The organism is Oceanospirillum sp. (assembly GCF_048265165.1).
Taxonomy (GTDB): Bacteria; Pseudomonadota; Gammaproteobacteria; order Pseudomonadales; family Halomonadaceae; genus Oceanospirillum.
The window spans coordinates 190,232-214,816 of the sequence record NZ_JBLXCD010000003.1 but is presented as its reverse complement, the minus strand read 5'-3'; the positions used below and the strand labels follow the sequence as shown (position 1 = coordinate 214,816).

Genomic DNA, 24,585 nt, shown 5'->3' with positions numbered 1-24,585 from the left:
GCAGATTTTGTATAACGCTTTTGTTTAACTGGAATACATCCTCTCAATATGACTCAGCTTTCTGTAATCCCCGATGACAATGGTCGTGCAGGCCGTTATGCGATGTGTGTTGAATATAATGGTTCGGGTTACCATGGTTGGCAGACGCAGCAACCAGGTGTAAGAAGTGTGCAGGAAACGCTGGAGAAGGCGTTGAGTAAAGTGGCAAATGAGCCTGTGACGGTCATGTGTTCGGGTCGGACAGACACGGGTGTACATGCTTCATCCCAGATTGTTCATTTTGACTCAAAAGCGGTGCGTTCCAGTAAAGCCTGGGTTTTTGGCTGTAATACCAATTTGCCGGATAGTATCGCGGTTCGTTGGGCGGTTCCTGTGGATTCTGAGTTTCATGCGCGCTATTCCGCAACTTCCCGGCGTTATCGCTATGTGATTTACAATCAGCGTGTGCGTCCTGCGCTGATGTGTGATCAGATGACCTGGTTTGACCGGCCGCTGGATGAGAATCGCATGCATAAAGCGGTTCAGCATCTGTTAGGAGAAAATGATTTCTCTTCATTTCGTGCTGCGGGTTGTCAGTCTAATACGCCGTGGCGTAATATCGAGAGAGCTAAAGTTTTTCGTATGGGCTCTCTGGTGATCCTGGAGATTCAGGCAAACGCTTTTCTTCATCATATGATCCGTAATATTGTTGGTGCGCTACTGCCGGTTGGAGCCGGGGATAAACCTGTTGAGTGGATAGCAGAACTTCTGGCTCTGCGGGATCGTACTCAGGCTGGTGTGACGGCACCTCCCAATGGTCTTTACTTTGTTGAAGCCCAGTATCCAGAGCATTTTTGTCTGCCAAAACTGGAGCTTGGTCCGCATTTTTTAACTCTGTTAGGTTCTGAGAATATCTAAGTCATGCGAACTCGTGTAAAGATCTGTGGTATCACCCGAATAGAAGATGCACTGGAGGCAATTGAGGCGGGTGCCGATGCTTTGGGTTTTGTGTTTTATAAACCCAGTCCTCGCTATGTGACGCCGGAAAAAGCCGGAGAGATCATCGGCCAGTTGCCACCTTTTGTTTCCACTGTTGCACTTTTTGTTAATGAACCATCCGATGATATTTATCGTATCCTAGAGATGAGTCATTGTGATCTGATTCAGTTTCACGGTGATGAATCTGCTGAGTTCTGCCAGTCGTTTAATCGACCCTGGATTAAAGCGCTTCGTGTTAAAGACGCGGAATCTTTGTCCCTGCAGATGCTAGAGTTTAAACAAGCAAGGGCATTGTTGTTGGATAGCTATCGTCCCGGAGTGCCAGGTGGAACCGGTGAGACGTTTAACTGGGAATTGATTCCGGAAGATCCACCAAGACCTATTATTCTTGCCGGGGGCTTAACCCCGGAAAATATCAGCTCTGCCGTACATCGGCTCCAACCCTATGGGGTTGATGTTTCAGGCGGTGTTGAAGCCCAGAAAGGGATTAAAGATCCCGCTAAAATTCATGCATTTATTAGAGGTGCAAATCCGTGACCAAGGCGAACACCTATGCTGAACTTCTGCAACTGCCGGATACCAAAGGCCATTTTGGCCCCTATGGCGGTCGCTTTGTTTCAGAAACGCTGAGCTACGCGTTAGAAGAACTGGAAGAGACTTATAATAAATTATCAAAAGATCCTGAGTTTCAGGCAGAGTTTGATAAAGATCTGGCTCATTATGTGGGTCGTCCTTCGCCGCTTTATCACGCAGAACGATGGTCACGGATACTGGGTGGTGCACAGATTTTTCTGAAGCGTGAGGACTTAAATCACACGGGTGCTCATAAAGTAAACAACACTATCGGTCAGGCATTACTGGCGAAATATACCGGTAAGCCACGTGTTATCGCTGAGACCGGTGCTGGTCAGCATGGTGTTGCCACGGCAACCGTTGCTGCTCGTTTGGGCCTTGAGTGTGAGATTTTCATGGGTGCTGATGATGTTAAACGTCAGTCCCTGAATGTCTATCGCATGAAGTTGCTGGGTGCCAAGGTGCATGCGGTTACTTCTGGTTCCCGTACCCTGAAAGACGCGATGAACGAAGCCCTGCGTGATTGGGTTACCAATGTTGATAATACGTTTTATATCATTGGCACTGTAGCCGGGCCGCACCCGTATCCTATGCTGGTTCGTGACTTTAACTCTGTTATTGGCCGCGAAGCCCGTGAGCAGAGTCTGAAGCAAAATGGCCGTCTGCCGGATGCGCTGGTTGCTTGTGTGGGCGGTGGTTCTAATGCGATGGGGCTGTTTTATCCCTTCTTGCAGGATGAGTCTGTGGCTATGTACGGTGTTGAAGCTGGTGGCGATGGCGTTGAAACTGGTCGTCATGCGGCTCCACTGTGTGCGGGTGAGCCAGGTGTTTTGCATGGTAACCGTACTTACCTGATGCAGAATCCTGATGGGCAGATTATTGAAACGCACTCGGTTTCTGCAGGTTTGGACTATCCGGGCGTAGGCCCTGAGCATGCTTATCTGAAAGATATCGGCCGTGTTAACTATGTGACTGCTAACGATGATGAAGTCTTGTCAGCCTTCCGTGAGCTGACCCGTGTTGAAGGTATTATGCCGGCACTGGAAAGTAGTCACGCCCTGGCCTATGGTCGCAAGCTGGCTCAAAGCATGAACCCTGATCAGCACATTATTATCAACCTGTCCGGCCGTGGTGATAAAGATATTCACACGGTTGCGGGTATCGATGGAATTACGGTGTGAGGTTGATGATGAATCGTTTAGAAGAAAAATTTGCAGCTCTGAATGCTGCAGGCAAAAAGGCACTGATTCCCTACATCACAGGTGGTGATCCTAAGCCGGAATACACTGAGAGCCTGATGCATGCATTGGTTGAGGCTGGCGCTGATATGATCGAGCTGGGTATGCCTTTCTCTGATCCTATGGCTGACGGCCCGGTGATTCAGAAAGCCTGTGAGCGTGCACTGGCTGCCGGTGCAAGCGTTCAGGGCATTCTGGATATTGTGGCGTCTTTCCGCGAGAAAGATAACACCACACCGGTTGTGCTGATGGGGTATCTGAATCCAATTGAACATATGGGCTATGAAGCCTTTGCTGCGAACGCCAAAGCATCGGGTATTGATGGTGTGCTGTTGGTAGATCTGCCACCGGAAGAGGCTGAAGATGTGGTTCCGGTCTTTAAAGAATCAGGCATTGATACTATCTTTCTGGTAGCTCCGACTACAACCCGTGAGCGTGCGGCTAAAATCGCAGCACACGGATCTGGCTATCTGTACTATGTTTCCGTGAAAGGTGTCACCGGCTCAGCAACCCTGGATGTTGCTGAAGTAGGTAGCAAGTTGGCGGATCTCCGTGAGTTGACAGATGTGCCTCTTGCTGTTGGCTTTGGCATTCGCGATGGTGCTTCTGCTGCTGCTGTCAGCCAGGTTGCTGATGGTGTGATTGTCGGTAGTGTGCTGGTGAACTGTATTGCAGAGCTGGCTGATACCCCGGAAAAAATTGCTCCTGCACTTCAGGAGCGTATTAAAGAGATGCGTTTGGCAATGGATGCCTAAAAACACGCTTCTTTACTTTATGTGATCCGTGTTGTTTTGGTATATTGCACCTAAGCTCAGAGAACGCCCCGTTAGGGGCGTTCTTTATCACAAAAAGATTCGCTGCTGGTCGCCCGCGGGCGGTCAAGCTGTTATACGGAATAGCAGAAGTAAATAACTTATGAGTTGGCTCGAAAAAATTGTACCTTCGATCGTTCGTTCCGATCGTAACCGTCGTAACAATATCCCGGAAGGCCTGTGGCGCAAGTGCCCTAAATGTGAAACTGTTCTCTACCGCCCTGAACTAGAGAAGAGCCACAATGTCTGCCCGAAGTGTGATCACCACATGCGTCTTACTGCTCGTAAGCGTCTGGGCATGTTCCTGGATGAAGAGGGTCGTACTGAGCTGTTCTCTGAAATTGAACCGGTTGATCGTCTGAAATTCAAAGACTCGAAAAAGTACAAAGACCGTCTGGCGGCTGCCCAGCGTGATACAGAAGAGAAAGATGCGCTGATCGTTATGCGCGGCTCTGTTCAAGGTGTTGAAGTGATCGCTTGCTCCTTCGAGTTTAGCTTCATGGGTGGTTCCATGGGTTCTGTGGTGGGGCAGCGTTTCGTAAAAGCCGCTGAGCTGGCTCTGGCAGAAGGTATTCCGTTTATCTGTTTCTCCGCCAGTGGCGGTGCCCGCATGCAGGAGGCTCTGTTCTCCCTGATGCAGATGGCCCGTACCAGTGCAGCACTTGAGAAACTAAAACAGGCAGGTATTCCGTATATTTCTGTTCTGACCGATCCTGTGTATGGCGGTGTTTCTGCCAGTTTGGCGATGCTAGGTGATTTGAACGTTGCCGAGCCTTTCGCACTGTGTGGCTTTGCAGGCCCTCGTGTTATTGAGCAGACCGTACGTGAAAAACTGCCTGAAGGCTTCCAGCGCAGTGAGTTCCTTCTGGAGCATGGTACAGTCGACATGATCATTCACCGCCACGAACTGCGTGAGCGTCTCTCCTCTATCCTGCGTAAGCTAACGGCTATGCCGGCTAACTGAGCATTTTCTGATTAATGAAGACTCAATCCGGTAATTTGACCTCCGGTAGACAAACCCCTGATTTTCAGGGGTTTGCTGCTGAAACGGCTTCACTTTCTGAATGGCTGGGCTACCTTGAAGCTCTGCACCCAACAGAGATTGATCTGGGGCTTGATCGTTTGCGCAAGGTCGCTGAGCGGCTTAGTGCAACAAGGTTACCCTGCAAAGTCGTGACGGTTGCCGGGACTAATGGTAAAGGCTCTACTGTCGCTTTACTTGAAAGTGTGCTGCGCGCAGGTGGATATCAAACCGGCTGCTACACGTCACCCCATTTTTTGTCCTATAACGAACGTATCACTCTGGATGGTCAGCCCGTGACCGATACGCTAATCTGTAAGGCTTTTGCGCAGATTGAGAAGGCTCGTGGTGATATATCCCTGACTTATTTTGAGTTTGGTACGTTGGCAGCTCTTTTGATCTTTGCGGAGCAGAAGCCGGATGTTGTGATACTTGAAGTAGGTTTGGGTGGACGTCTGGATGCGGTCAATCTTATCGATGCAGATATTTCTGTTGTGACCACAATCGCTCTGGATCATGAAAGTTGGTTAGGCTCCGATATCGAGCAGATCGGTCGTGAGAAAGCCGGCATTTTCCGGGCAGGCAAACCTGCCATTATCGGCTCGGAAAAAATGGTCCCTTCTGTTCGGGAAACCGCCGAAGCTCTTGGGTGTTCCTTCATTGATCAACTTGGGCAGCAGTATCGTTGGCAAAAAGCAGATAAAAGCTGGAACTGGCAGCAGTTAAACACTGCCGGAGCGGTGGAGCTGCAGTATCTGCAGTTGCCTGAGTTAAATTTGCCGATTGATAACGCCGCGACGGTTCTTCAGGTGGTTCAGCGCCTTGGTCTAAGCCTTCCCGCTCAAGCTATTTATCAAGGACTGGCTTCAGCTCAGCTTACAGGGCGAATGCAGCGTATTGGCCGCTTTATGTTAGATGTGGCCCATAACCCTCATGCGGCGAGCTATGTTGTCCAGCGCTTGCCTGAGGCTTCCGGTAAACGTGTTGCGCTGTTAGGGATGTTAAATGATAAGGATATTGAGTCAGTATTAGATGTTGTTGCTCCTTATTTTGATGCCTGGTATCTGGCTCAGCTGGACAGCCCGAGGGCGACAGATGTGAAACGTATTGAATCACACCTGTCCGCTAAGGGATGTGTTAATATACGCAGCTTCGGGAGTGTATCCTCTGCCCTGAGTAGCGTTTTGCAGGAAACACATGACCAGGATCTTGTCTTTGTTTTTGGTTCTTTCTATACAGTTGCCGGTGTTCTGGCAGAGAAAAAGCGGTTAACGGCCTGATATGTTTGTGCCCAGAGATACCTTTTTAAAAGCAAATATGAAGGGTTGCCCAAAGCCCGATATGAAAGGAACAGACCAGTGAAATATGGCTTAAAACACCGGGTTATCGGCGCCATTATTTTGCTCTCTCTCGCCGTTATTTTCCTACCTATTATACTGGATGGTGGCGAGCGTCCTCAGCTGTCGCAGACCACCACGCCTATTCCGAAAGCGCCACCAAAGCCTGAGATCAGAGTTCATGAACCTGTAGCTGAAGAGCCATCGGATATTGTAAAAAAAGCGCCTGAGCGCGGACAATGGCAGTCGGGTCTATCCGAGCGTCATACCCTTGCATCCTGGACGCTGCAGGCTGCAAGTTTTAAAGATAAAAATAATGCGATCAAACTCCGCGATCGAATTCGCGCCAAATCTATTCGCTCCTATGTTCGTGAGCGCTCGCCCTATTTTGTTGTTTATGCTGGCCCTTTTGCAGATCCTGGTAAAGCAGATCAGGTAAAAGCAGCGCTAAAAGATGGCTTTGGTATTAAAGCTTTGATGGTCAGCTATGATCCGATGTCAGATGTGCGTCAGTAACCGACGGAAGTAAGCCTGAAGTCGTTCAGAGTACCTGGTGGCCAGGTATTTTGAGGCAGTAAAGCCTGTTTAACGGTAAGCCCTGTGGAATATGGGTAAATGAATCGTTTGATGAAATAAAGTAAGGAGCCGTCATGGTCTGGATCGATTGGGCTATTATTGCAATTTTGGTACTTTCTGCCATTTTTGGCCTGATTCGGGGCATGATAAAAGAGCTGGTGGCTTTAGCCACCTGGATCGCAGCGATTATGATCGCCCGGCTTTTTGGTCCTCAGGTAAGCGATATGCTTATACCTTATATTGATAACACTACCATCAGAAATGGTCTTGGTTTTGCGCTGACCGCGATCATTATCGTTATGCTGGGCTCTATGATTTCCAGGGCTGCTCATAGCCTTGTGACAGCAAGTGGCCTGGGTGGCTTTGACCGTATTCTGGGTTTTATATTTGGTGGTATTCGTGGTGTTGCTATTCTTGTGATACTAACCGCGGTTGTCAGCCTAACACCATTGGCGGATTCAGGCTGGTGGAGTGAGTCGCAGTTTATCCCTATGCTGGAAAATTTGAGAGATCAGGCGGCAGGCCTGGTTGATCGACAGATCAGTTAACTTTTTTGTTTGATGTAGCCTAAACCCCTAAGAGGTGATATTAGATGTGCGGAATCGTCGGCATTGTTGCCAATAGCAGTGTAAATCAGGCCATTTATGATGCCTTAACTGTCCTACAACACCGTGGACAGGACGCTGCCGGTATGATGACTTGCCAGGATGGTCGGTTTTTTCTGCGTAAAAGTAATGGCCTGGTACGCGATGTATTTCGCACCCGTCATATGCAGCGCCTGCATGGCAATATTGGTATTGGTCATGTCCGCTACCCAACGGCAGGCTCATCCAGTGAAGCGGAATCTCAGCCTTTCTATGTAAACTCACCTTACGGTATTGCTCTGGCGCACAACGGTAATCTGACTAACTCTAAAGACCTGGCTGAGGAGTTATTCAATACGGATTTGCGTCATATCAATACCACCTCTGACTCTGAGGTGTTACTGAACGTATTTGCTCATGAGCTGGGTAAACAAGGGTTGCAGTTAACGCCGGACGATATCTTTGACGCAATACGTCGTGTACACCGTCGTTGTAATGGTGGCTATGCCGCAATTGCTATGATCAGTGGTTTGGGTCTTGTGGCTTTTCGTGATCCGATGGGTATTCGTCCTGCAGTATTTGGTAAGCGTGAAACTGACCAGGGCACAGAGTATATGGTTGCTTCTGAAAGTGTCGCGCTGGATGTTTTAGGTTTCGAACTGGTGCGGGATATTGCACCGGGAGAAGCGGTATATATCAGTAAGCAAGGTGAAATTTTTACCCAGCAATGTGCTGATAAGCCAAGTCCGCGTCCCTGTATTTTTGAACATGTTTATCTTGCCCGCCCTGACTCTATTATGGATGGTATCCACATTCATAAATCCCGCATGCGGATGGGGCAGAAACTGGCTGAAAAGATTCAGCGTGACCGCCCTGATCATGGCATCGATGTGGTTATCCCTATTCCGGATACCAGCCGTACTTCCGCACTGGAGCTGGCACACCACTTGGGTGTGACCTTCCGTGAAGGTTTTATCAAAAACCGTTATATCGGTCGTACCTTTATTATGCCGGGTCAGACTGAGCGCAAGAAATCGGTGCGCCAGAAACTAAACGCCATTGATCTTGAATTTGAAGGTCGTAATGTATTGCTGGTTGATGACTCGATTGTTCGTGGAACCACCTGTAAACAGATCATTCAGATGGCCCGTGATGCCGGCGCCAAGAACGTTTACTTTGCCTCTGCTGCTCCTGCGGTACGCTTCCCGAACGTTTACGGTATTGATATGCCATCTGCGGAAGAGCTGATTGCTCATGGCCGTACCGATGATGAGGTAGGCCAGAAGATTGGTGCTGACTGGCTGATCTATCAGGATCTGGACGACCTGATCGAGTGTGGTAAAGAGGGCAATCCTGAGATCGAAGGTTTTGACTGCTCAGTATTCAATGGTGAGTATGTGACCGGCGATATTGACCAGGCTTATCTGGATCGTATTGATGCGGAGCGTAATGATGATGCTAAGCAGGATTCAAACCCTAAGGTTGATGTTGTGATTGATATGCACAACGATAGCACGGACGATTAAAGCTGCGTGCTTCCAGACTAAACAGGGATAGGGCTTGCCTCTGACCTGTTTAGTCTGCCTGTCAGAGCTCTACCCATAAGAGCGACATACCCGATCAGACCATTAAAGAGCACCCTATGAACGATTTTGATATTAATGCCCATGAATGGGGACTGGAGACATTAGGCGTTCGTGCCGGCCAGACCCGATCTCAGGAAGGTGAGCATAGCGAAGCGATTTACCCTACCTCTAGTTTTGTTTTTGGCTCTGCGGCTGAGGCGGCGGCGCGTTTTTCCGGTGAGGAGCCGGGTAATGTTTATTCCCGCTTTACCAACCCAACGGTACGCATGTTTGAGCAGCGTATCGCGGCTTTGGAAGGTGGCGAAAAAGCGGTGGGTACTGCATCGGGTATGGCTGCGATTCTGAGTACCTGTATGGCACTGTTGGAATCAGGTGACCATATCGTGGCTTCCCGCAATATTTTTGGTTCAACGGTTAATCTTTTTGAAAAATATATGAAGAAGTTCGGCGTCAGCATTAGCTACGTGGATCTTCAGGATTATGCCGGTTGGGCTGACGTTGCTACAGAGCGCACAAAACTGTATTTCCTGGAAACACCATCTAACCCATCCTGTGAGCTGGCTGATATTGCAAGAGTTGCAGAGATTGCCCATGACAAAGGCGCCAAGCTGATTGTTGATAACTGCTTCTGCACACCGGCTCTGCAGCGACCGCTGTCTATGGGGGCTGATATTGTTATCCATTCGGCCACCAAGTATCTGGATGGTCAAGGACGCTGTATCGGTGGTGTGGTTGTTGGCAGCGAACAGGATATGGAGCAGGTTGTCGGTTTTGTCCGCACCTGTGGCCCAAGCCTGAGTCCCTTTAATGCCTGGGTCTTCCTGAAAGGTCTGGAGACACTTAACCTGCGCATGAAAGCACACAGCGAAAATGCCCTGGCACTGGCTGAATGGCTGGAGCAGCAACCTCAGGTTGTTAAAGTGAACTATTCAGGACTTGTATCGCACCCTGACCATGAGCTGGCTAAAAAGCAGCAGTCTGCTTTTGGTGCTGTGCTTTCGATCGAAGTGCGCGGTGGTAAAGAGGGTGCCTGGACCGTTATTGATAGCACGGAGATGATGTCGATTACGGCGAATCTGGGTGATGTGAAAACCACCATCACACATCCGGCCAGTACCACGCATGGACGTATCAGCCAGCAGGAACGTGATGAAGCGGGTATAACGGATGGTATGTTGCGTATCGCTGTAGGCCTGGAAACTCTGGAAGATCTGAAGATGGATCTGGCTCGGGGTCTGGCAAAGATTTGATCGGTAAAAAGTGAAGCAGGGCGAGTAGCTAAGCCCTCTGTGAAAAAAAATGGGCGCTTCAGGTGAAGCGCCCATCTTGTCTGTATCAGGTTGTTTTTTGTTAGTTCAGGTAAAAGACAATACGCACCTGACTGCGAAAGGCCACTTCGCCCGGCTGATAATCAGTTTTGGCTTGAGGGGCTGCATCGGCCATCATCATAACTTCTTTGCGGGCAACAGGCGCTGGACGGCTAAACCCTGCTTCTTCAATCATGTAAGCTTTACCCACTCTTTGCCCCAGCTGACGGGCCATCAGTTCTGCTTTCTCTTTCGCATTTTTTACAGCCTTGGCCAGAGAGCGCTGTTGTAATGTTTCCGCCTGACTGTGGGAAAATATCACTTGGGCCATAGAGTCCACTTTCGCAGAGAAAATCTCATCCAGCACATCCGGGTAGATACTCAGATCCCGAATGTGGAATTGCATGCTTCGACTGACCTTGGTACCGGTCTGGATACGTTTATTATTTTCCCATTGGTATTCAGGCTGAACCCGAACCTGCCCCGCTTCAATATCTTTATCATCCAACTGAAAACGACGGATACTCCGTAGTAGTTGTTCACTACGTCGCTCTACGTTGTCACGGGCTTTGGATAAGTGGGGGCTGACATTTTCCAATGTCAGGCTGAGTGTAACCTGATCTGGTAAGGTGTACTCAACACCTTCCGCCTGAACGATAATATGAGGCTGTTCCGGTGATTGTGCTTGGGCCTGAAATGCCAGTGTCATCCACATAATACCGGCGAATGCGATCAATTTATTTTTCACGGGTGTATCCTTTCGTTGTCTGAGGGCTGCTTTCAAATAGCGTCATTTGTGCGATGCAGCCGATACCTTCTGGACAGAGGGAAGCTGACAAAGTTCAGCTTAAGCCTCCAGCATAACTGATCACAATACGTGATGTGATTAGTTGATGCTTTATTTTGTATTTAAGTGAGAAAGATGTGATTAGTTTTATCCTTGGTGGTGCCCGTTCCGGTAAGAGTGGGCTGGCAGAAAAAATGGCCTCTGAGAGTGGTTTGCCGGTGCACTATCTGGCCACGGCTCAGGTGTGGGATGATGAGATGGCCGGTCGGGTTAAACATCATAAGAGTCGCCGCCCAACGGAATGGCCAACCACCGAAGAGCCTCTTGATATTATTCCGGTTATTAAAGCTCTGGTGTGCGATCAGAAAACCTGCGTCTTACTGGATTGCCTGACGCTCTGGATGACCAATCTATTGCTGCTCGATGATGATCAGGCTTTGGCAGAACGCCAGCAGGCTTTTCTCGACTTTCTTTGTCAGGGGGTTGATGGTCATCTGATTCTGGTCAGCAATGAGGTTGGACAGGGGATTGTTCCGACGAATAAGCTGGCTCGCCGTTTTGTGGATGAATCAGGTCGCTTGCACCAGAGAATTGCTGAAATTGCTGATGAGGTAATCTTTGTTACTGCGGGTATTTCTCAGGTGTTGAAAGTGAAGAATAACTGAGAGCCCAAGCAACAGAGATAAAAGCACTCCCAACGGTTTATGGCCGCTGAGGTGCTTGATAGTAGGCGAGCATGGTTATTTCCGGATTAATGCAACATCTCAACCTGAGCTTCTTTTTTCGGCCCTTTTCTGCCTGGAATCTGTGAGATCAACATACCTGCCAGCATCAGGCCACACCCGATAACTCCCTGACTATCCAAGCGCTCGCCCAGCAGAAAGTAACCGCCAATAACAGCAAACACAGCCTCAAGACTCAGAATAATTGCTGCGTGGGACGCAGGCGCTGTTTTTTGAGCAAATACCTGAAGGGTATAGGCAACCCCAACTGATAGAAGGCCAGCATAAGCAATTGGCTGCCAGGCCAGACCGATATTGGCAAAGGTTGGATTTTCGATGAAAAGTGCCACAGCCAAGCTCACAAGGCCACAGGTAAAAAACTGCACAATAGAAAGGCGCAGAGCGTCCATTTGCGGCGAAAGCCAACCGATTATCAACACATGCCCGGCCCAGAAAAGAGCGCCGATCAGCTGCAAAAGGTCGCCATAGGCTAAGGTGAAATCATCTGTGATACTCAGCAGATACAGACCCACTACGGCCAGTATTCCACCAACCCAGGTATTACGGCCGGTTCTCTGCCCCCAAAGCAATGCGATAACGGGAACCAGAATAATATAAAGGCCAGTGATAAAGCCGGCATTACCTGCGGTTGTATACTGAAGTCCGACCTGCTGTAAGGTGGCACCGGCAAAGAGAAAACTTCCCGCGATCAAGCCTCCTTGCCATATGTTCAGGCGGGCTTTGCCCGTTGTTGGCTTATTAATAGCTGCGGGCTTCAGAATCAGTAAGAGTGGCAGTAGAGAAAGCGCACCGAGAAAAAAACGGGCTGCAGTAAAGGTAAAGGGACCGACATAATCCATGCCTACCCGCTGTGCAACAAAGGCGGTGCCCCAGATAGCTGCGGTAATCAGCAGCATAAGATCAGAGCGTAGTGTTCGTGTTTGCATATTTTGGTTTCCGAAAAAAAAACTGATAATGATCGTTATCTGGCTAAATGGCTCCGGATTATATCAGGCCATAACGGGGTGTCTGCAAAAGTGGTCAAATGAAATTGACCTCAAAAAGGGATACCGGTGAGTTTAGATAAGTGTTTAAGATTCAGGCTGGCCTCCAGTGCATCTGCAAGACGTTCAATGGCATCTTCATGCAGGGTGCGAATATCGAAGTGCTCTGCATGATTAAGCCCGGCCCACTTCAGAATCTCCTGGCAGGCTTCCGGGTGATCAAACAGCCCGTGCAGATAGCTGCCGGCTACCTGTCCATCTGCTGATAAAGCTCCGTCATTTTTACCATGACTCAGCCGTACCAGCGGGCGAGATAAAGCTTCTCCGGTGGTGATTCCAGCGTGTATTTCATAGCCACACATTGGAGTTAACGGTTCGGAGCTTGATGGCTTGCATTGCTGGAGGTTCAGCACACCATCCACCTTTTTTAGTTGCTTTTCGGAAGCAAGGGTTGTTTCTGTCTCCAGAAATCCAAGCCCTGAAAGACTGCCCGGAGTGCCTTCAATACCTTTCGGATCATGCAGCCACTGGCCGAGCATTTGAAAGCCGCCACAGATACCTATAACTTTGCCACCATAACGCAGGTGTTTATTCAGGTAGGCTTCCCAGCCTTGTCTTCGTAGCCAGTTCAGATCTGCCTGTACACTTTTGCTGCCGGGAATAACAATCAAATCTGCTGGTGGCGGTACCTCATCTGGTGCCACAAAGTGGAAGTCGACCTGAGGGTGGTGACGCAGAGGGTCGAGGTCAGTGTGGTTACTGATCCGGGGCAGCACCGGGGCTATAACCCTAATTGAGCCTTCGTGGTCACTGTCTCCACCTGTCCCCCCTATGCCATCTTCCGCTTCGAGACAAAGCCCATGCAAAAAAGGAATCACGCCCAATACTGACTTTTGAGTACGTGCCTCCAGCCAGTCATTACCAGGCTCTAAAAGAGCGATATCTCCACGGAAGCGATTGATCAGAAAGCCGATGGTGCGCTGTTGTTCAGATTCTGACAACAGATCCAGAGTGCCAACTAGATGAGCAAAAACGCCCCCTTTGTCGATATCAGCGACAATCGCTACTGGGCAGTCTACCGCTTCAGCAAAGCCCATATTGGCAATATCACGATCTCTTAAATTGATCTCGGCAGGGCTGCCTGCGCCCTCTACCAGAATGACATCGTATTGCTGTTGCAGGCGCTGATAGCTATCCAATACAGCCTTCATCGCCTCCTGTTTGTAGTTATGATAAACACGAGCATCCATATTGGTGATCGCTTTGCCTTGGATAATGACCTGTGCCCCGGTATCTGAATTGGGCTTCAGAAGTATCGGGTTCATATCGGTATGAGGCTCGAGAAAGCAGGCCTGAGCCTGAGCTGCCTGTGCCCGGCCGATTTCACCGCCATCAATCGTTACGGCACTATTCAGCGCCATATTCTGAGGCTTAAAAGGTACGACCCTAACACCTTTGCGCGCGAGCAAGCGACAGAGCCCGGTCACCATAGCGCTTTTGCCGGCATCGGAGGTGGTACCCTGAATCATAAGCGTTTTGCAGGTGGCCATCGTATTGGTTCCGGTTCGTTTGTCGTGTTGATATTTAAAAATAAAAAGGAAGGTACTGAAAAGACGGTACTGAAAAAAGGCGATATGATAGCGCATTTTTTACTGTAGGTTGATGGCCACTTACGTCAGCCATTTGAGCACTCGGTCTTGGAGTTCCTATGGCGCTATACGCACCAGAGATTATTTTTTTCGCGCTTTGGTTAGGTTGGTGGTTGGACCGTCGTTTTGGCGAACTTCCTTTCTGGCACCCGCTGGTGGGTTATGGCAGCCTTGTAAACTGGGTGGAGCGGGGGTTAAACCCTGATAGTCAGCCGCAAGGTCATTCTGTTTCGGTGGTGAAGAAACGCTTTTTGGGTATTCTTGCCCTACTGTTGGCCCTGCTTCCCTTTATTACCCTGATGTTTTGTCTTATACCTGAGACGGAAAGTGGTTACCTGTTTTGGGTGCACATTGTGCTGCAGGGTGGCGTACTCTATTTTGCCCTCGGAGCTAAAAGCCTAAGCCAGCACCTGACCCAGATTGAGCGCCCTTTGTTGGCGGGGGATTTGGAGCAGGCCCGGTTTTATGTGGGCTGGATCGTTAGTCGGGATACCTCTGATATGGATGAGGTGCGTGTGACACGGGCAGCCATTGAGTCCGGCCTTGAGAACGGTAGTGACAGTGCCTTCGCTGCCGTGTTCTGGTTTTTACTCGCCGGAGCCCCTGGTGTTTTGCTGTACCGTATGGCGAATACACTGGATGCGATGTGGGGTTATAGGGCAGAGCGTTTTTTAAGTTTTGGCTGGGCCGCGGCTCGCTTTGATGATGCACTGAACCTGGTGCCCGCTCGTATTTCCGCGCTATTTTATGCTTTGAATAGCCCCTATGGTACTTCAGGTATTAAGTCTGGCCTACGTTGTTGGTGGAAACAGGGCCGCGGCTGGGAAAGTCCTAATGCCGGGCCTGTTATGGCTGCTGGGGCCGGTGCATTGAAGGTACGACTGGGCGGTGGTGATACTTACCATGGGCACTGGAAAGAGCGCCCCATATTAGGAGAGGGCTGCCCTCCGCAAGTAAAAGATCTCAGGGCGGCAGAGAAGCTGGTAGGACGAGTACTGCTTACCTGGCTTGTCGTTGGCAGTATATTTTTGCTCGCTGTAGGTTATCTGGTTTCTTAGATGTCGTTATTCTATCAGTCGCACTCATCGGAAAAAAAGCTGCTGTCAAAGCTGCCTGCTCTTGATGCCCCCCTGCATGGGGGAGACCTGAAAAGAGCCCAACAAGCTTATCCTGATATCAAACACTGGGTGGACCTCTCTGCCGGACTCAACCCCGACTCCTGGCCGCTCCCTGCTATCCCTGCCACCTGCTTTCAGAATTTACCGGATGATTATGATGCCCTACTACAGGCTGCGCGTGGTTATTATCAGCAGTTTGATTTATGGCCCGTGAATGGCTCCCAACAAGGAATAGAACTATTGCCTGCTTTGTGTCTGAGACTGACGCTTGAGACAGGGAGTATAGGCGCTGAGCCGGAGGCTAGGCGTTGTTCCTATACTAAAACTGTTGCGGTGCCTGAAGAGGGTTACCGTGAGCATGCTTGGTGCTGGCAGAAATCTGGCTTTGAAGTGCTTTGTTACCATGCGAGCAATGCCCACGAGTTAATTTCCTGTGCTGAGGCCTGCGATATTTTAGTGGTAATTAACCCGAATAACCCCACAGGGCAGCATTTTAGCCGGGAAACGCTCCTTGCCTGTCATCATATATTGGCGGAAAAGCAAGGCTGGCTGGTGGTGGATGAGGCTTTTATTGATGCCTACTCCTCTGCAGAACAGGAAAAGCTGAGTGTCGCCTGTGATGCCTGTGATTCACTGATTGTTTTACGTTCAATCGGAAAGTTTTTTGGATTGGCGGGGATACGCAGTGGTTTTGTATTGGCGGGAGCGACCCTGATAGCGCAGCTGAAAATAAATACGGGGCCTTGGCCGGTCAGTGGCGTTACCAGCTGGCTAACAACCCGAATGTTAAATGATGTTGCTTGGCAAAACAGGGCGAGGGAGCGATTAGCCGATAAAAGCAGGCGGCTGGTCACATATCTGGAGCACGCATTTCCGCTTAAGGTTGAGTTGGGAAAAACGCCGTTGTTTATTAGTATGGTGTTGCCCACTGATGCGGATGAGCATCATAAGACTGTGAAACTGATTCAGCAGAAACTTGCACAACAAGGTATCTGGGTTCGTGCCTTTGAGTCATGTCGTCGATTACGGTTTGGTTTGCCTTGTGGCGATACTGAATTCAGTCGGTTGGAAAGCGCGCTCAGATCAATTTCATTACCCCGGTCAAGACGTTAAAAGCTCTGCTCCTCTTCAAATCCTGGGTCTTTTTAGTGCGAAGTTAAGGGCAACCGGAAAGACTTATGATGGTATAAAGCGTGCCAATAGAGGATAAAAAGCCAGAGGATTGGTCACTCTGGCTGAATATTATCGCGAATAAGGCTAGTAGGGATTAAACAGTGCAACCAAAGCCATCAAAGTACCGACAACAAGCAGTGTGTCGATAACCCAGCGGCCTGGCGTTTTTTTCGCTTTTTTACGCACCTGAGTCCGCGCAGGCACCGCCTTACGGCGCTGATCCTGTGCACTACTACCTCGCCCTTTAGAGGGGCGTCGTTTATCCGAACGTGATGAGCGACCACCGCTCATTTTTCTCTGTTTTTTGAATTCGTCGTTGCGCTGCTTTTCTTCGAACTCTTGTTTTCGCCGAAGGGCATCTTCCTTCAGCTTTCTCATGTTTTGCATTGAAAACCTCAGACATCAATACAGGGCTTTCAACCACTGTATCCTGATCCTTATCTGTTATCCTTTTTTTTGCAACAAGCAGGATATTTATGCGTGCTATTTACCGTCCTTAGCAATCTCATAGCACGGATTATACTCTGTTCCCGGTAGTTTCATGCGTTGTTGTTGCACAAAAGATTGTAACAGTGCGTCAAGAGGAGCCATGATCTCTTCGTCACCATTGATCTGAAACGGGCCTAATCGCTCAATCGCAGTGATTCCCTGAGCTTTAACATTGCCTGCGACAATACCTGAGAAGGCACGTCGCAAGTTTGCGGCCAGTATATGTGTCGGCTGATCAAAGCGTATATTGAGTGATGCCATATTCTCATGATTTGGTTCAAAAGGCTGTTGAAACTCGGGGATTATCTTTAAACGCCAGTTGAAGTAGAAGGCATCGCTGCTGATACACCGGGATTTCTTAACCTCAGAGATACCATGAGATATCTCACGGGCTACCCGGGCCGGATCATCAATAATGATTTTATAGCGCTGCTGTGCCTGATAGCCCAGCGTCAGCCCAATGAACTGATTGATCTGTTGCCAGTAGTCACGACTGCTTTCCGGGCCTGTGAAGATAACCGGGAAAGGGATATCGTCGTTTTGAGGGTTGAGCAATACTCCCAGAAGATAAAGGATCTCCTCAGCGGTTCCTGCCCCCCCGGGAAATACAATAATGGCATGGCCAACACGAACAAAGGCTTCAAGGCGCTTTTCAATATCGGGCATGATAATCAATTCATTGACAATCGGGTTAGGTGACTCTGCCGCAATGATGCCCGGCTCAGAAATCCCCAGATAACGGCCATTCTGAATACGCTGTTTGGCATGGGCAAGATTAGCCCCTTTCATGGGCCCTTTCATAGCACCTGGCCCGCAACCCGTGCAGATATTGAGACCACGCAAACCAAGCTCATGACCAACATCTTTAGTGTAGCGGTACTCTTCGCGGCTGATCGAGTGACCACCCCAGCAAACAACCATATCTGGTGTATGGTTTGCTTTCAGAGTACCTGCATTGCGTAAAATATGGAAAATTGCATTAGTGATACCTTCAGAATCATTCAGGTCAAAGCGGCTATTGTGCTGAACTTCGCTACTGACATAAACAATATCTCTCAGAACAGAAGAAAGATGCTCTTTGATACCTCTGATCATCTGACCATCGACAAAAGCAGATGCCGGGGCTTGTGTCAGATGAATCCTGATCCCCCTGTCCTGCTGAAGTACTTCAATATCAAATGCTTTGTTCTGCTCCAGTACCGCCTTACTGTCGTCCGTATGACTGCCACAGTTAAGGACTGCCAGAGCACAACCTCTTAACAGGTTGTACTGGCCGTTTTCAGAAGTACATTTCAACCGGTTCACTTCAGTCTGAGACAGTACTTCAAGGCTACCTTCTGGCGAAATATGTGTATCAATGCCTTTTGGCTTTTTATGTGATGTCATACCGTTATCTCCTGTCCCTGCATCTATTGTCTTTTCGGGACTGCGCTTTGCTTATCTTTTTAATCTTGCCTGTTTACCGTGCTGAGATTTTCTGTTTCCGATTCTGCCCGGCTATATTTCAAGATACAGGGAGGGGTATAGGTTATTGAGCTTTAATTTGAGCTGCCTGCCAGATCTGTAAAATCTCCTGCTGATCTTCATTGTTCATGCCATCATCAGTGAATACCTGATGCAGCCAACGAGTAAAGCAGGTATCAAAGTCGTCTTCAGGCTCGACGTATTCAGCAACCAAGGTCAGCTGCGGAATGATGTAACCCAGAGCAAAGAGCTGTGATTCATCGGCCTGCATCTCCATTTGTTTCAGTACTTCAGCAAGTTGATCTGCACGCTGACTAAAGGTTTGCATAGGGGCCTCTTAGATTTTTCCCGGCGAATGATGAAAAAATATATTGCTAACATGCTGTTTCATAAGATGTTAATACCCATCTGTGACATAAGCATAACACCTGCAGGAAATGAAAGAACAGACCCGGTATCTCTGCGCCAGAGTGCCTATCTTTTAGTCGAATACCAGTTTCCGAAAGGATGGTATTAGTTTTGCAGTCAAACGGCTGACTGAATTTTATGTAGCCTATGCATGGCATGGCCTTCCGGTTGATAGGTTGGTATGTGACTTCTAAGTCATTGAAAATTATAGATGAAGTATGACCTTAAAGTCATCTCGTATTCTGACCAAGGTCTAATATGCTGCGGATGCGAAATAGAGGTAAAAAGCACCTGATCATGCCGGATGGCTCTGTATAACGATAATGACAAATCAGTTTCCTGATACCGGTATGGCTGAATAAACTAAAAATAAATTGATAATTAACAGGTGTTACTGTGCTATTAAAACGTAAACACGGAGAAGAGCATCCGTACTGGCCTGCGGGTCCGTTTAAAATTCGTCTGCCATTCATTCACTACCGCTGGGAACTGGCTGAGACGGTTCAGGGTATGGTGATGTTTGTCGTGGGTATGGCAATGATCCCGTTGCTGCAAAAGTACCTGGGACTACCTTATGATGTAGCTCTGGCCTATGTTGTTATTTGTGGTATTGGCTTTATGCTGCCTAATCTGCTCGGTGTACCGTTTGTGCCCGGATGGATTACTCCTGCTATCCCTGTTGTCCTTCTCTTTATCGGAGATTTTGAACCCGGTCCTGAAGCGATTAAAGCTTTAGTGGCTCTGCAGTTAGTGGTTACCGCAGTATTCCTCTTTATGGGGGTTACCCGGCTGGGTTCTAAGCTGGTGAACTCGATACCTGATTCTATTAAAGCGGGTATTCTGCTGGGTGCTGGTATTGCGGCAATCAGCGGTGAGATTGTTGATGGTGGTCGCTTAAACAGTACTCCGATATCTCTAGGTATTGGTGGTCTTATCACAGCTTATGTTTTGTTCTCACTATCTTTCCGTGGCTGGGTCGAGAAGCACCGTTGGGCAAAAACTATTGCCGGTTATGGCATGGTGCCAGGTATGCTGATCGCTATGGCAATTGGGTGGAGCGTTGGTGAATACCCGTTGCCTGAAATTGAGATGGGGGTTTCTACACCTAACTTTGCAGCGATTTGGGACTACCTGCCGTTCACCATAGGTATGCCGGGTATTGACCTATTCCTCGCTGCGATCCCAACGGCGATCATTGCGTATATCATCGCTTTTGGTGACATTATTGTGGGCCAGAGCTTGCTGAGTCGTGTTGACCATTTACGCCCTGATGAAAAGATCGAAGTTGATGTTGATCGTGTGCACCTAGTAACAGGTCTTCGTAATCTGATGCATTCTTTCTTTGCGCCGTACCCGGGTTTGGCAGGTCCTTTATTTACGGGTGTAATGGCGACGATTGCTGAGCGCTATCGTTATGGCCGTGGTGCTATGGATACTATTTATTCTGGTGCTGGTGTTTTCTGGATTGTTGGTTTTATCGCGCTGTTTATTTTGCCGCTGATTACGCTGTTTAAGCCTGTATTACCGATTGCGCTGTCGATCACGCTGATTATTACAGGTTATCTGTGTATTGCTGTTGCGGTGGAGCAGATTGAAAGCGCAACCTCTATGGGGGTTGCCGGTATCATGGGTGTTGTATTGTCTGTACATGGTGCAGCCTGGGGTCTGGGTGTAGGTCTGGTTCTTTACTTCCTTATTGAGCACAGAACTAAGAATGCCGCGAAAGATGAGGAAGCGATTCATGTAGAAGAGGATGCTACTTCGGTGGATTGATTCCGGCTATTTTCTCGTAATTTAAAATTAGAACCCTCTTCTTACGGAGAGGGTTTTTTCGTTTAAGCTCCATTTATTTTTGTTAATAAGGAGACTTTATTCCTATGATTAATAGGGCAGAGGTACCTGCCTGTATAAGGTAGGTTCAGGGAATAAAAAACGGATTTAAATAAAGTGCGGGGTTAGGCCATGATTAAATCGTATAGCAAACTGAGTTTAAGATGGCAGGTAGCACTGCCTATTATGGTGCTTTTGCTTCTCATCCTGGTCGAAGGGTATATGGGAACGCGCGGAATTTCACATGTCAGTGAACGTTCGGAGCGAATGGCAACGATGCTGACGCCGGCCTCAAGTGCAGTATTAAATGCAGATCGGGATCTTTATCAGGCTGCGGTTGCGCTAAGAGACTATGTGACTCTGAGCCGTCAGGGTTCTTCAGTTGATCGTGCCAGGGCTGATTTTGATGAGAATGTTCAGCAGGCTGAAGAGCGGATGGCTCTGGCCCGTAAGCTGGCTGGGGAAGCCGGGGTTGCCCTGCTGCCTGAAGATGAGTTTCATCTGGCGTTGCAGCATTGGCATCAGGAAGCGAGAAAAGTAATGTCAGCCGCCGATGCCAGAAACAGCCAGGTCGCTTTTATCCTGATGGCAGGTTCTGAAGGTGCTGCGTTTTCTGAATTGCGTGGGCAATATGACCGGATGGGTGAAGGCATTGATAATCGGGCAAAGATACTGGCAGAAGAGATAACTCAGGTCTCCAGCGATGCACGTTTGAACGCCGTGGCTATTCTTGCTCTGACCATTATTGTCACCCTGATTGCAACGATACTGATTCCTCGTTTAATAGCGCAGCCTTTAACTCACCTGGAAACACTGATGGCAGCACTTGCCGATGGTGGCGGTGACCTTACCCAGAGACTTCCGGCGGAGGGGCAAAATGAAATAGCCCGTTTGGCTAAGCAGGTAAATCGCCTTCTTGAGTTTTTACAAACCATGATTGCGGAAGCTCAGGATCATGTTCAGGAGATGGCTCAGGGGGTTAATGGTTTACTGGATAGCGCTGGGCAGACGGGTGAACGAGCCGCCCATCAGAGTCGCTCGGTTGAGCAGGTGCTGACAGCCATACATCAGATGCAGCAGGCGATTCAGGAAATCGCTGTTAATGCGCAGAATACTTCGGCTGAGTCTGATCAGGCAAACCAGGAAGTTCAGGCATCAGGTATTGCCATTCGTGATGCGTCCTCTCAGATCAATGTACTGTCCAAAGAGATGGAGCGTGCCGTTGTGTTGATTACTCAGCTGAAGTCAGAGAGTAATAATATTGCGTCTGTGCTTGATGTTATTGGAGGAATTGCAGAGCAAACCAATCTGCTAGCACTGAACGCCGCTATCGAGGCTGCTCGTGCCGGTGAAGCAGGTCGTGGATTTGCGGTTGTAGCCGATGAAGTACGGACATTAGCCTCCCGGACTCAGCAGTCGACCCAGGATATCCAGCAAATGATTGAACGGTTGCAGCAAGGGGTTGGCGACTCGGTTCAGGCGATGCAGGGGGCCAGCGATCAGGTCACCGCTACGGTCAGTAGTGTTCAGTCTGCCAACGATGCACTGGAAGGAATTGTTTCTGGTATTAATACGATTAATAGCATGTCAGCACAAATTGCCACTGCGACTGAAGAGCAGTCTGTAGTTGCTAATCATATTAACGATACAGTACATGAGATTAATGATCAGTCTGATCAGCTTTCTTCATTAGCAAACTCAACCCGGCAAGCCAGCGGTGAATTGGAGCGTTCTGTTCAGGCTGTATCAGGGCATATGAATCGTTTTAATGTTTAACCAAATATTTATCTTACTGATTTTTATAATTATTTTTTTCTGTATTATGGGTGCCGCGCTTTTATATTGGACAATAATAATTATTAATGTAATAAAGTGTAGGCTTGTATGTGACAAAATGTAATTTTGATCTGAATACGAGAATAACAAGGAGGCTTTCGCTTATTTAGAAAGGAATCACGACAAGCTCTGCTCTGCTAAAGACTATTTGGTCTTTGAGCTTTAATGAATTGACTAAGGTTTTCTTTCTATGCTGATTAAACACAAGCTTTCAATTAATGCGGCGATTGTCGTGATTGTCATGTTAGTTATGTTCGGGCTTTTTATTTGGGCGTTAACTACGGTTGAAAAGTTGGGGCGTGGGCAGCAACTTGCTCATAGCCTTGAGTCTGATATGTTGAGTATGCGGCGTTTTGAAAAAGACTTTATGGCCCGCAGTGATCTGAAATATGTTCCGGGCTTTGATGAGAAAATTCTCCATACCCGTACTGTGCTTGCGGAGCTGCAAGTTATTGCTGATACGTATGATCTACAGCTTCCGGAGCTAAAACAGCTTAAAACGACTTTCAGTCAGTATCAAAGCAGTTTTCATGATGTTGTAAAGGCCACTGAAGCGGTTGGTCTGGATCATGAATCAGGCCTCCAGGGAGAACTACGGCAAGCCGTGCACAATATTGAGCGCGAGTTGAAAGCGCTCTCCGCTGATGCTGTTATGGTGACAATGCTTCAGCTTCGCCGGGCGGAAAAAGATTTTATTTTGCGCGGCACTGCAAAGTATCCAGAGACATTCAGCAGATTAATCGTCGTGCTAAAACAACAGTTGAAGCAGCTGGGTGTTGATCAGAAAATTCTTGACTATGCGGGCAGCTATCAGCAGCAGTTTTCTGCTTATGTACAGGGCCGGGAGCATCTTGGGTTGAGTAGTAACAATGGGTTGCGACTTAAGATGCGCGAGCGTATTCAGAGTACGGAGGCTTTGCTGAGTTCGACGCTGCAAAAAGTAAGTGATCAGTTAGCTGCCAGCATTGCCTGGGCTTATACGTTGGCGATTTCTGTATTTGTTGTGGCTCTTCTTATCACTATGGTAACTATCTACCTGATTGGCCGCTCTATTTTTCAGCCAATTAACCGGATTCAGAGAGATATTCAAAGAATACATGAAACTCATGACCTGAAGCTTCGGGTTGATCAGAGCGGTAAAGATGAAATTACTATGATGGCTTCATCGCTGAATAATATGCTGGCCGGTTTTCAGACAGTAATCAGTAAGGTCAATGAAGCTGTCGGCGCGATGAACCATACTACGAACCAGCTTTCTGACAATGCCTCTCAAACGGCTTCTGATGTTGAGCGTCAGCGCCAGGAAACAGATCAGGTTGCCGCTGCGGTGACTGAGATGGTGAGTACGGTAGAAGAGATCGCGAATAACACTGAGCGTATGGCTGATAATGCCCGTAACACTTATCAGGATGCTGTAAGTGGCCAGCAACAGGTGAAGCAAGCGATAAGCCTGATCCGGGATCTTTCTGATCAGTTGGAAGGATCTGTTTCTACGGTTTCAGAACTGTCTGAACAGAGTCAGACCATTGGTCAGGTATTGGGGGTTATTCAGGGTATTGCTGAACAGACTAACCTGTTGGCACTCAATGCTGCTATTGAGGCTGCACGAGCCGGTGAGCAGGGGCGTGGTTTTGCTGTTGTGGCAGATGAAGTACGGGCGCTTGCCGGGCGTACTCAGGATGCTACTCAGGAGATCTCTGATATAACCCGTTCATTACAGGGTAAGACGGATGATATTGTTCAACTGATTCACAGTAGCCGGAATCAGGGAATGGATAGCCGGGATCAGGCGCTTCAGGTTGAAACGGTTCTGATGGCGATAACACAGGACGTGACCGATATTTCTGATCGTGCAACTCAGGTTGCAGCCGCCATCGAAGAGCAAAGCAGCGTGGCCAATGAAGTGGGTCAAAATATAGTGGTGATTCGTGATATCACCGAGGACACCGCTGAAGCTGTTCGCCGTAATTCAGAGTCCAGTAAAGAGGTCTCGCAGCAAGCCGACCAGCTACAACGGGTTGTAGCGGCATTCAGGGTTTAAATCTTTATTGCTTCCTGCTGAAACACTCCTGTTATATTCCTCTCTGAAGGAA

At 48.6% G+C, this 24,585-nt stretch carries 22 protein-coding genes; 16 read left to right on the top strand and 6 right to left on the bottom strand.

Going from position 1 to position 24,585, the window contains the following annotated elements:
- Nucleotides 1–48 precede the first annotated feature (48 nt).
- The 10 genes from truA (at nt 49) to ACN0R8_RS07935 (ending at nt 9,955) form a co-directional block, all read left to right on the top strand.
- Nucleotides 49–897, top strand: coding sequence for a tRNA pseudouridine(38-40) synthase TruA (truA, locus tag ACN0R8_RS07980; RefSeq protein WP_417596554.1), 849 nt, complete (start codon nt 49–51; stop codon nt 895–897).
- 3 nt (nt 898–900) lie between these two features.
- Complete coding sequence (locus tag ACN0R8_RS07975; RefSeq protein ID WP_417596553.1) at nt 901–1,515, top strand: phosphoribosylanthranilate isomerase; 615 nt, start codon at nt 901–903, stop codon at nt 1,513–1,515.
- Complete coding sequence (gene trpB, locus ACN0R8_RS07970; protein WP_417596552.1) at nt 1,512–2,732, top strand: tryptophan synthase subunit beta; 1,221 nt, start codon at nt 1,512–1,514, stop codon at nt 2,730–2,732. Before ACN0R8_RS07975 ends, trpB begins: the two co-directional genes overlap by 4 nt.
- Before the next feature lie 8 nt (nt 2,733–2,740).
- On the top strand, nt 2,741–3,544 hold the full coding sequence (gene trpA, locus ACN0R8_RS07965) for a tryptophan synthase subunit alpha (RefSeq protein ID WP_417596852.1): 804 nt from the start codon (nt 2,741–2,743) through the stop codon (nt 3,542–3,544).
- A 160-nt stretch (nt 3,545–3,704) separates the two neighbouring features.
- Nucleotides 3,705–4,565, top strand: coding sequence for an acetyl-CoA carboxylase, carboxyltransferase subunit beta (gene accD / locus ACN0R8_RS07960; RefSeq protein ID WP_417596551.1), 861 nt, complete (start codon nt 3,705–3,707; stop codon nt 4,563–4,565).
- A 14-nt stretch (nt 4,566–4,579) separates the two neighbouring features.
- Entirely contained in the window at nt 4,580–5,902 is a 1,323-nt protein-coding gene (gene folC, locus ACN0R8_RS07955) for a bifunctional tetrahydrofolate synthase/dihydrofolate synthase (protein WP_417596550.1), read from the top strand.
- 78 nt (nt 5,903–5,980) lie between these two features.
- Nucleotides 5,981–6,475, top strand: a complete 495-nt coding sequence (locus ACN0R8_RS07950; RefSeq protein ID WP_417596549.1) for an SPOR domain-containing protein — start codon at nt 5,981–5,983, stop codon at nt 6,473–6,475.
- A gap of 134 nt (nt 6,476–6,609) precedes the next feature.
- Nucleotides 6,610–7,083: a CvpA family protein gene (locus ACN0R8_RS07945; RefSeq protein ID WP_417596548.1), complete on the top strand. Its 474-nt coding sequence runs from the start codon at nt 6,610–6,612 to the stop codon at nt 7,081–7,083.
- Between the two features lie 44 nt (nt 7,084–7,127).
- On the top strand, nt 7,128–8,645 hold the full coding sequence (gene purF / locus ACN0R8_RS07940) for an amidophosphoribosyltransferase (protein WP_417596547.1): 1,518 nt from the start codon (nt 7,128–7,130) through the stop codon (nt 8,643–8,645).
- Nucleotides 8,646–8,761: 116 nt separating this feature from the next.
- The gene (locus ACN0R8_RS07935) at nt 8,762–9,955 is read left to right on the top strand and encodes an O-succinylhomoserine sulfhydrylase (RefSeq protein WP_417596546.1); all 1,194 of its coding nucleotides are present in this window, start codon (nt 8,762–8,764) and stop codon (nt 9,953–9,955) included.
- A 100-nt stretch (nt 9,956–10,055) separates the two neighbouring features.
- Here ACN0R8_RS07935 and ACN0R8_RS07930 read toward each other — a convergent pair whose 3' ends face one another.
- A complete protein-coding gene (locus tag ACN0R8_RS07930; RefSeq protein WP_417596545.1) occupies nt 10,056–10,760 on the bottom strand; it encodes an SIMPL domain-containing protein in 705 nt (234 codons plus the stop codon).
- 176 nt (nt 10,761–10,936) lie between these two features.
- On the opposite strand from ACN0R8_RS07930, the gene cobU reads away from it, so the two are divergent.
- On the top strand, nt 10,937–11,464 hold the full coding sequence (gene cobU, locus ACN0R8_RS07925; RefSeq protein ID WP_417596544.1) for a bifunctional adenosylcobinamide kinase/adenosylcobinamide-phosphate guanylyltransferase: 528 nt from the start codon (nt 10,937–10,939) through the stop codon (nt 11,462–11,464).
- Between the two features lie 86 nt (nt 11,465–11,550).
- Here cobU and ACN0R8_RS07920 read toward each other — a convergent pair whose 3' ends face one another.
- Together ACN0R8_RS07920 and ACN0R8_RS07915 are read right to left on the bottom strand one after the other, a co-directional pair.
- Nucleotides 11,551–12,468: a DMT family transporter gene (locus tag ACN0R8_RS07920; RefSeq protein WP_417596543.1), complete on the bottom strand. Its 918-nt coding sequence runs from the start codon at nt 12,466–12,468 to the stop codon at nt 11,551–11,553.
- A 110-nt stretch (nt 12,469–12,578) separates the two neighbouring features.
- Nucleotides 12,579–14,075 carry a cobyric acid synthase gene (locus tag ACN0R8_RS07915; protein WP_417596542.1) on the bottom strand — a complete coding sequence of 499 codons (1,497 nt, stop codon included), beginning with the start codon at nt 14,073–14,075 and terminating at the stop codon, nt 12,579–12,581.
- Between the two features lie 158 nt (nt 14,076–14,233).
- Here ACN0R8_RS07915 and cbiB point away from each other — a divergent pair, with 158 nt between their 5' ends.
- On the top strand, nt 14,234–15,232 hold the full coding sequence (gene cbiB, locus ACN0R8_RS07910) for an adenosylcobinamide-phosphate synthase CbiB (protein WP_417596541.1): 999 nt from the start codon (nt 14,234–14,236) through the stop codon (nt 15,230–15,232).
- Entirely contained in the window at nt 15,233–16,405 is a 1,173-nt protein-coding gene (locus ACN0R8_RS07905; RefSeq protein WP_417596540.1) for a threonine-phosphate decarboxylase, read from the top strand. It abuts the gene before it with no gap.
- 144 nt (nt 16,406–16,549) lie between these two features.
- On the opposite strand, the gene ACN0R8_RS07900 is transcribed toward ACN0R8_RS07905, so the two are convergent.
- The 3 genes from ACN0R8_RS07900 to ACN0R8_RS07890 form a co-directional block, all read right to left on the bottom strand.
- Nucleotides 16,550–16,852 (bottom strand): hypothetical protein, encoded by a 303-nt coding sequence (locus ACN0R8_RS07900; RefSeq protein ID WP_417596539.1) that lies wholly within the window; start codon nt 16,850–16,852, stop codon nt 16,550–16,552.
- A gap of 96 nt (nt 16,853–16,948) precedes the next feature.
- Entirely contained in the window at nt 16,949–18,340 is a 1,392-nt protein-coding gene (ppnN, locus tag ACN0R8_RS07895) for a nucleotide 5'-monophosphate nucleosidase PpnN (protein WP_417596538.1), read from the bottom strand.
- 142 nt (nt 18,341–18,482) lie between these two features.
- Complete coding sequence (locus tag ACN0R8_RS07890; protein WP_077242716.1) at nt 18,483–18,746, bottom strand: hypothetical protein; 264 nt, start codon at nt 18,744–18,746, stop codon at nt 18,483–18,485.
- Nucleotides 18,747–19,222: 476 nt separating this feature from the next.
- Here ACN0R8_RS07890 and ACN0R8_RS07885 point away from each other — a divergent pair, with 476 nt between their 5' ends.
- The 3 genes from ACN0R8_RS07885 (at nt 19,223) to ACN0R8_RS07875 (ending at nt 24,533) form a co-directional block, all read left to right on the top strand.
- Complete coding sequence (locus ACN0R8_RS07885) at nt 19,223–20,599, top strand: xanthine/uracil/vitamin C permease (RefSeq protein WP_417596537.1); 1,377 nt, start codon at nt 19,223–19,225, stop codon at nt 20,597–20,599.
- A gap of 189 nt (nt 20,600–20,788) precedes the next feature.
- Entirely contained in the window at nt 20,789–22,432 is a 1,644-nt protein-coding gene (locus ACN0R8_RS07880; RefSeq protein ID WP_417596536.1) for a methyl-accepting chemotaxis protein, read from the top strand.
- Nucleotides 22,433–22,682: 250 nt separating this feature from the next.
- Nucleotides 22,683–24,533: a methyl-accepting chemotaxis protein gene (locus ACN0R8_RS07875; protein WP_417596535.1), complete on the top strand. Its 1,851-nt coding sequence runs from the start codon at nt 22,683–22,685 to the stop codon at nt 24,531–24,533.
- Nucleotides 24,534–24,585 lie beyond the last annotated feature (52 nt).

Bases quoted from the DNA above. Each gene is read 5' to 3' on its own strand.
- ACN0R8_RS07935 (WP_417596546.1), top strand. From the start codon at position 8,762: ATGAACGATTTTGATATTAATGCCCATGAATGGGGACTGGAGACATTA.
- purF (WP_417596547.1), top strand. From the start codon at position 7,128: ATGTGCGGAATCGTCGGCATTGTTGCCAATAGCAGTGTAAATCAGGCC.
- accD (WP_417596551.1), top strand. From the start codon at position 3,705: ATGAGTTGGCTCGAAAAAATTGTACCTTCGATCGTTCGTTCCGATCGT.
- ACN0R8_RS07875 (WP_417596535.1), top strand. From the start codon at position 22,683: ATGCTGATTAAACACAAGCTTTCAATTAATGCGGCGATTGTCGTGATT.
- ACN0R8_RS07905 (WP_417596540.1), top strand. From the start codon at position 15,233: ATGTCGTTATTCTATCAGTCGCACTCATCGGAAAAAAAGCTGCTGTCA.
- ACN0R8_RS07975 (WP_417596553.1), top strand. From the start codon at position 901: ATGCGAACTCGTGTAAAGATCTGTGGTATCACCCGAATAGAAGATGCA.
- ppnN (WP_417596538.1), bottom strand. From the start codon at position 18,340: ATGACATCACATAAAAAGCCAAAAGGCATTGATACACATATTTCGCCA.
- ACN0R8_RS07900 (WP_417596539.1), bottom strand. From the start codon at position 16,852: ATGCAAAACATGAGAAAGCTGAAGGAAGATGCCCTTCGGCGAAAACAA.
- folC (WP_417596550.1), top strand. From the start codon at position 4,580: ATGAAGACTCAATCCGGTAATTTGACCTCCGGTAGACAAACCCCTGAT.
- truA (WP_417596554.1), top strand. From the start codon at position 49: ATGACTCAGCTTTCTGTAATCCCCGATGACAATGGTCGTGCAGGCCGT.
- ACN0R8_RS07915 (WP_417596542.1), bottom strand. From the start codon at position 14,075: ATGGCCACCTGCAAAACGCTTATGATTCAGGGTACCACCTCCGATGCC.
- cbiB (WP_417596541.1), top strand. From the start codon at position 14,234: ATGGCGCTATACGCACCAGAGATTATTTTTTTCGCGCTTTGGTTAGGT.
- ACN0R8_RS07880 (WP_417596536.1), top strand. From the start codon at position 20,789: ATGATTAAATCGTATAGCAAACTGAGTTTAAGATGGCAGGTAGCACTG.
- ACN0R8_RS07920 (WP_417596543.1), bottom strand. From the start codon at position 12,468: ATGCAAACACGAACACTACGCTCTGATCTTATGCTGCTGATTACCGCA.
- trpA (WP_417596852.1), top strand. From the start codon at position 2,741: ATGAATCGTTTAGAAGAAAAATTTGCAGCTCTGAATGCTGCAGGCAAA.
- ACN0R8_RS07890 (WP_077242716.1), bottom strand. From the start codon at position 18,746: ATGCAAACCTTTAGTCAGCGTGCAGATCAACTTGCTGAAGTACTGAAA.
- ACN0R8_RS07945 (WP_417596548.1), top strand. From the start codon at position 6,610: ATGGTCTGGATCGATTGGGCTATTATTGCAATTTTGGTACTTTCTGCC.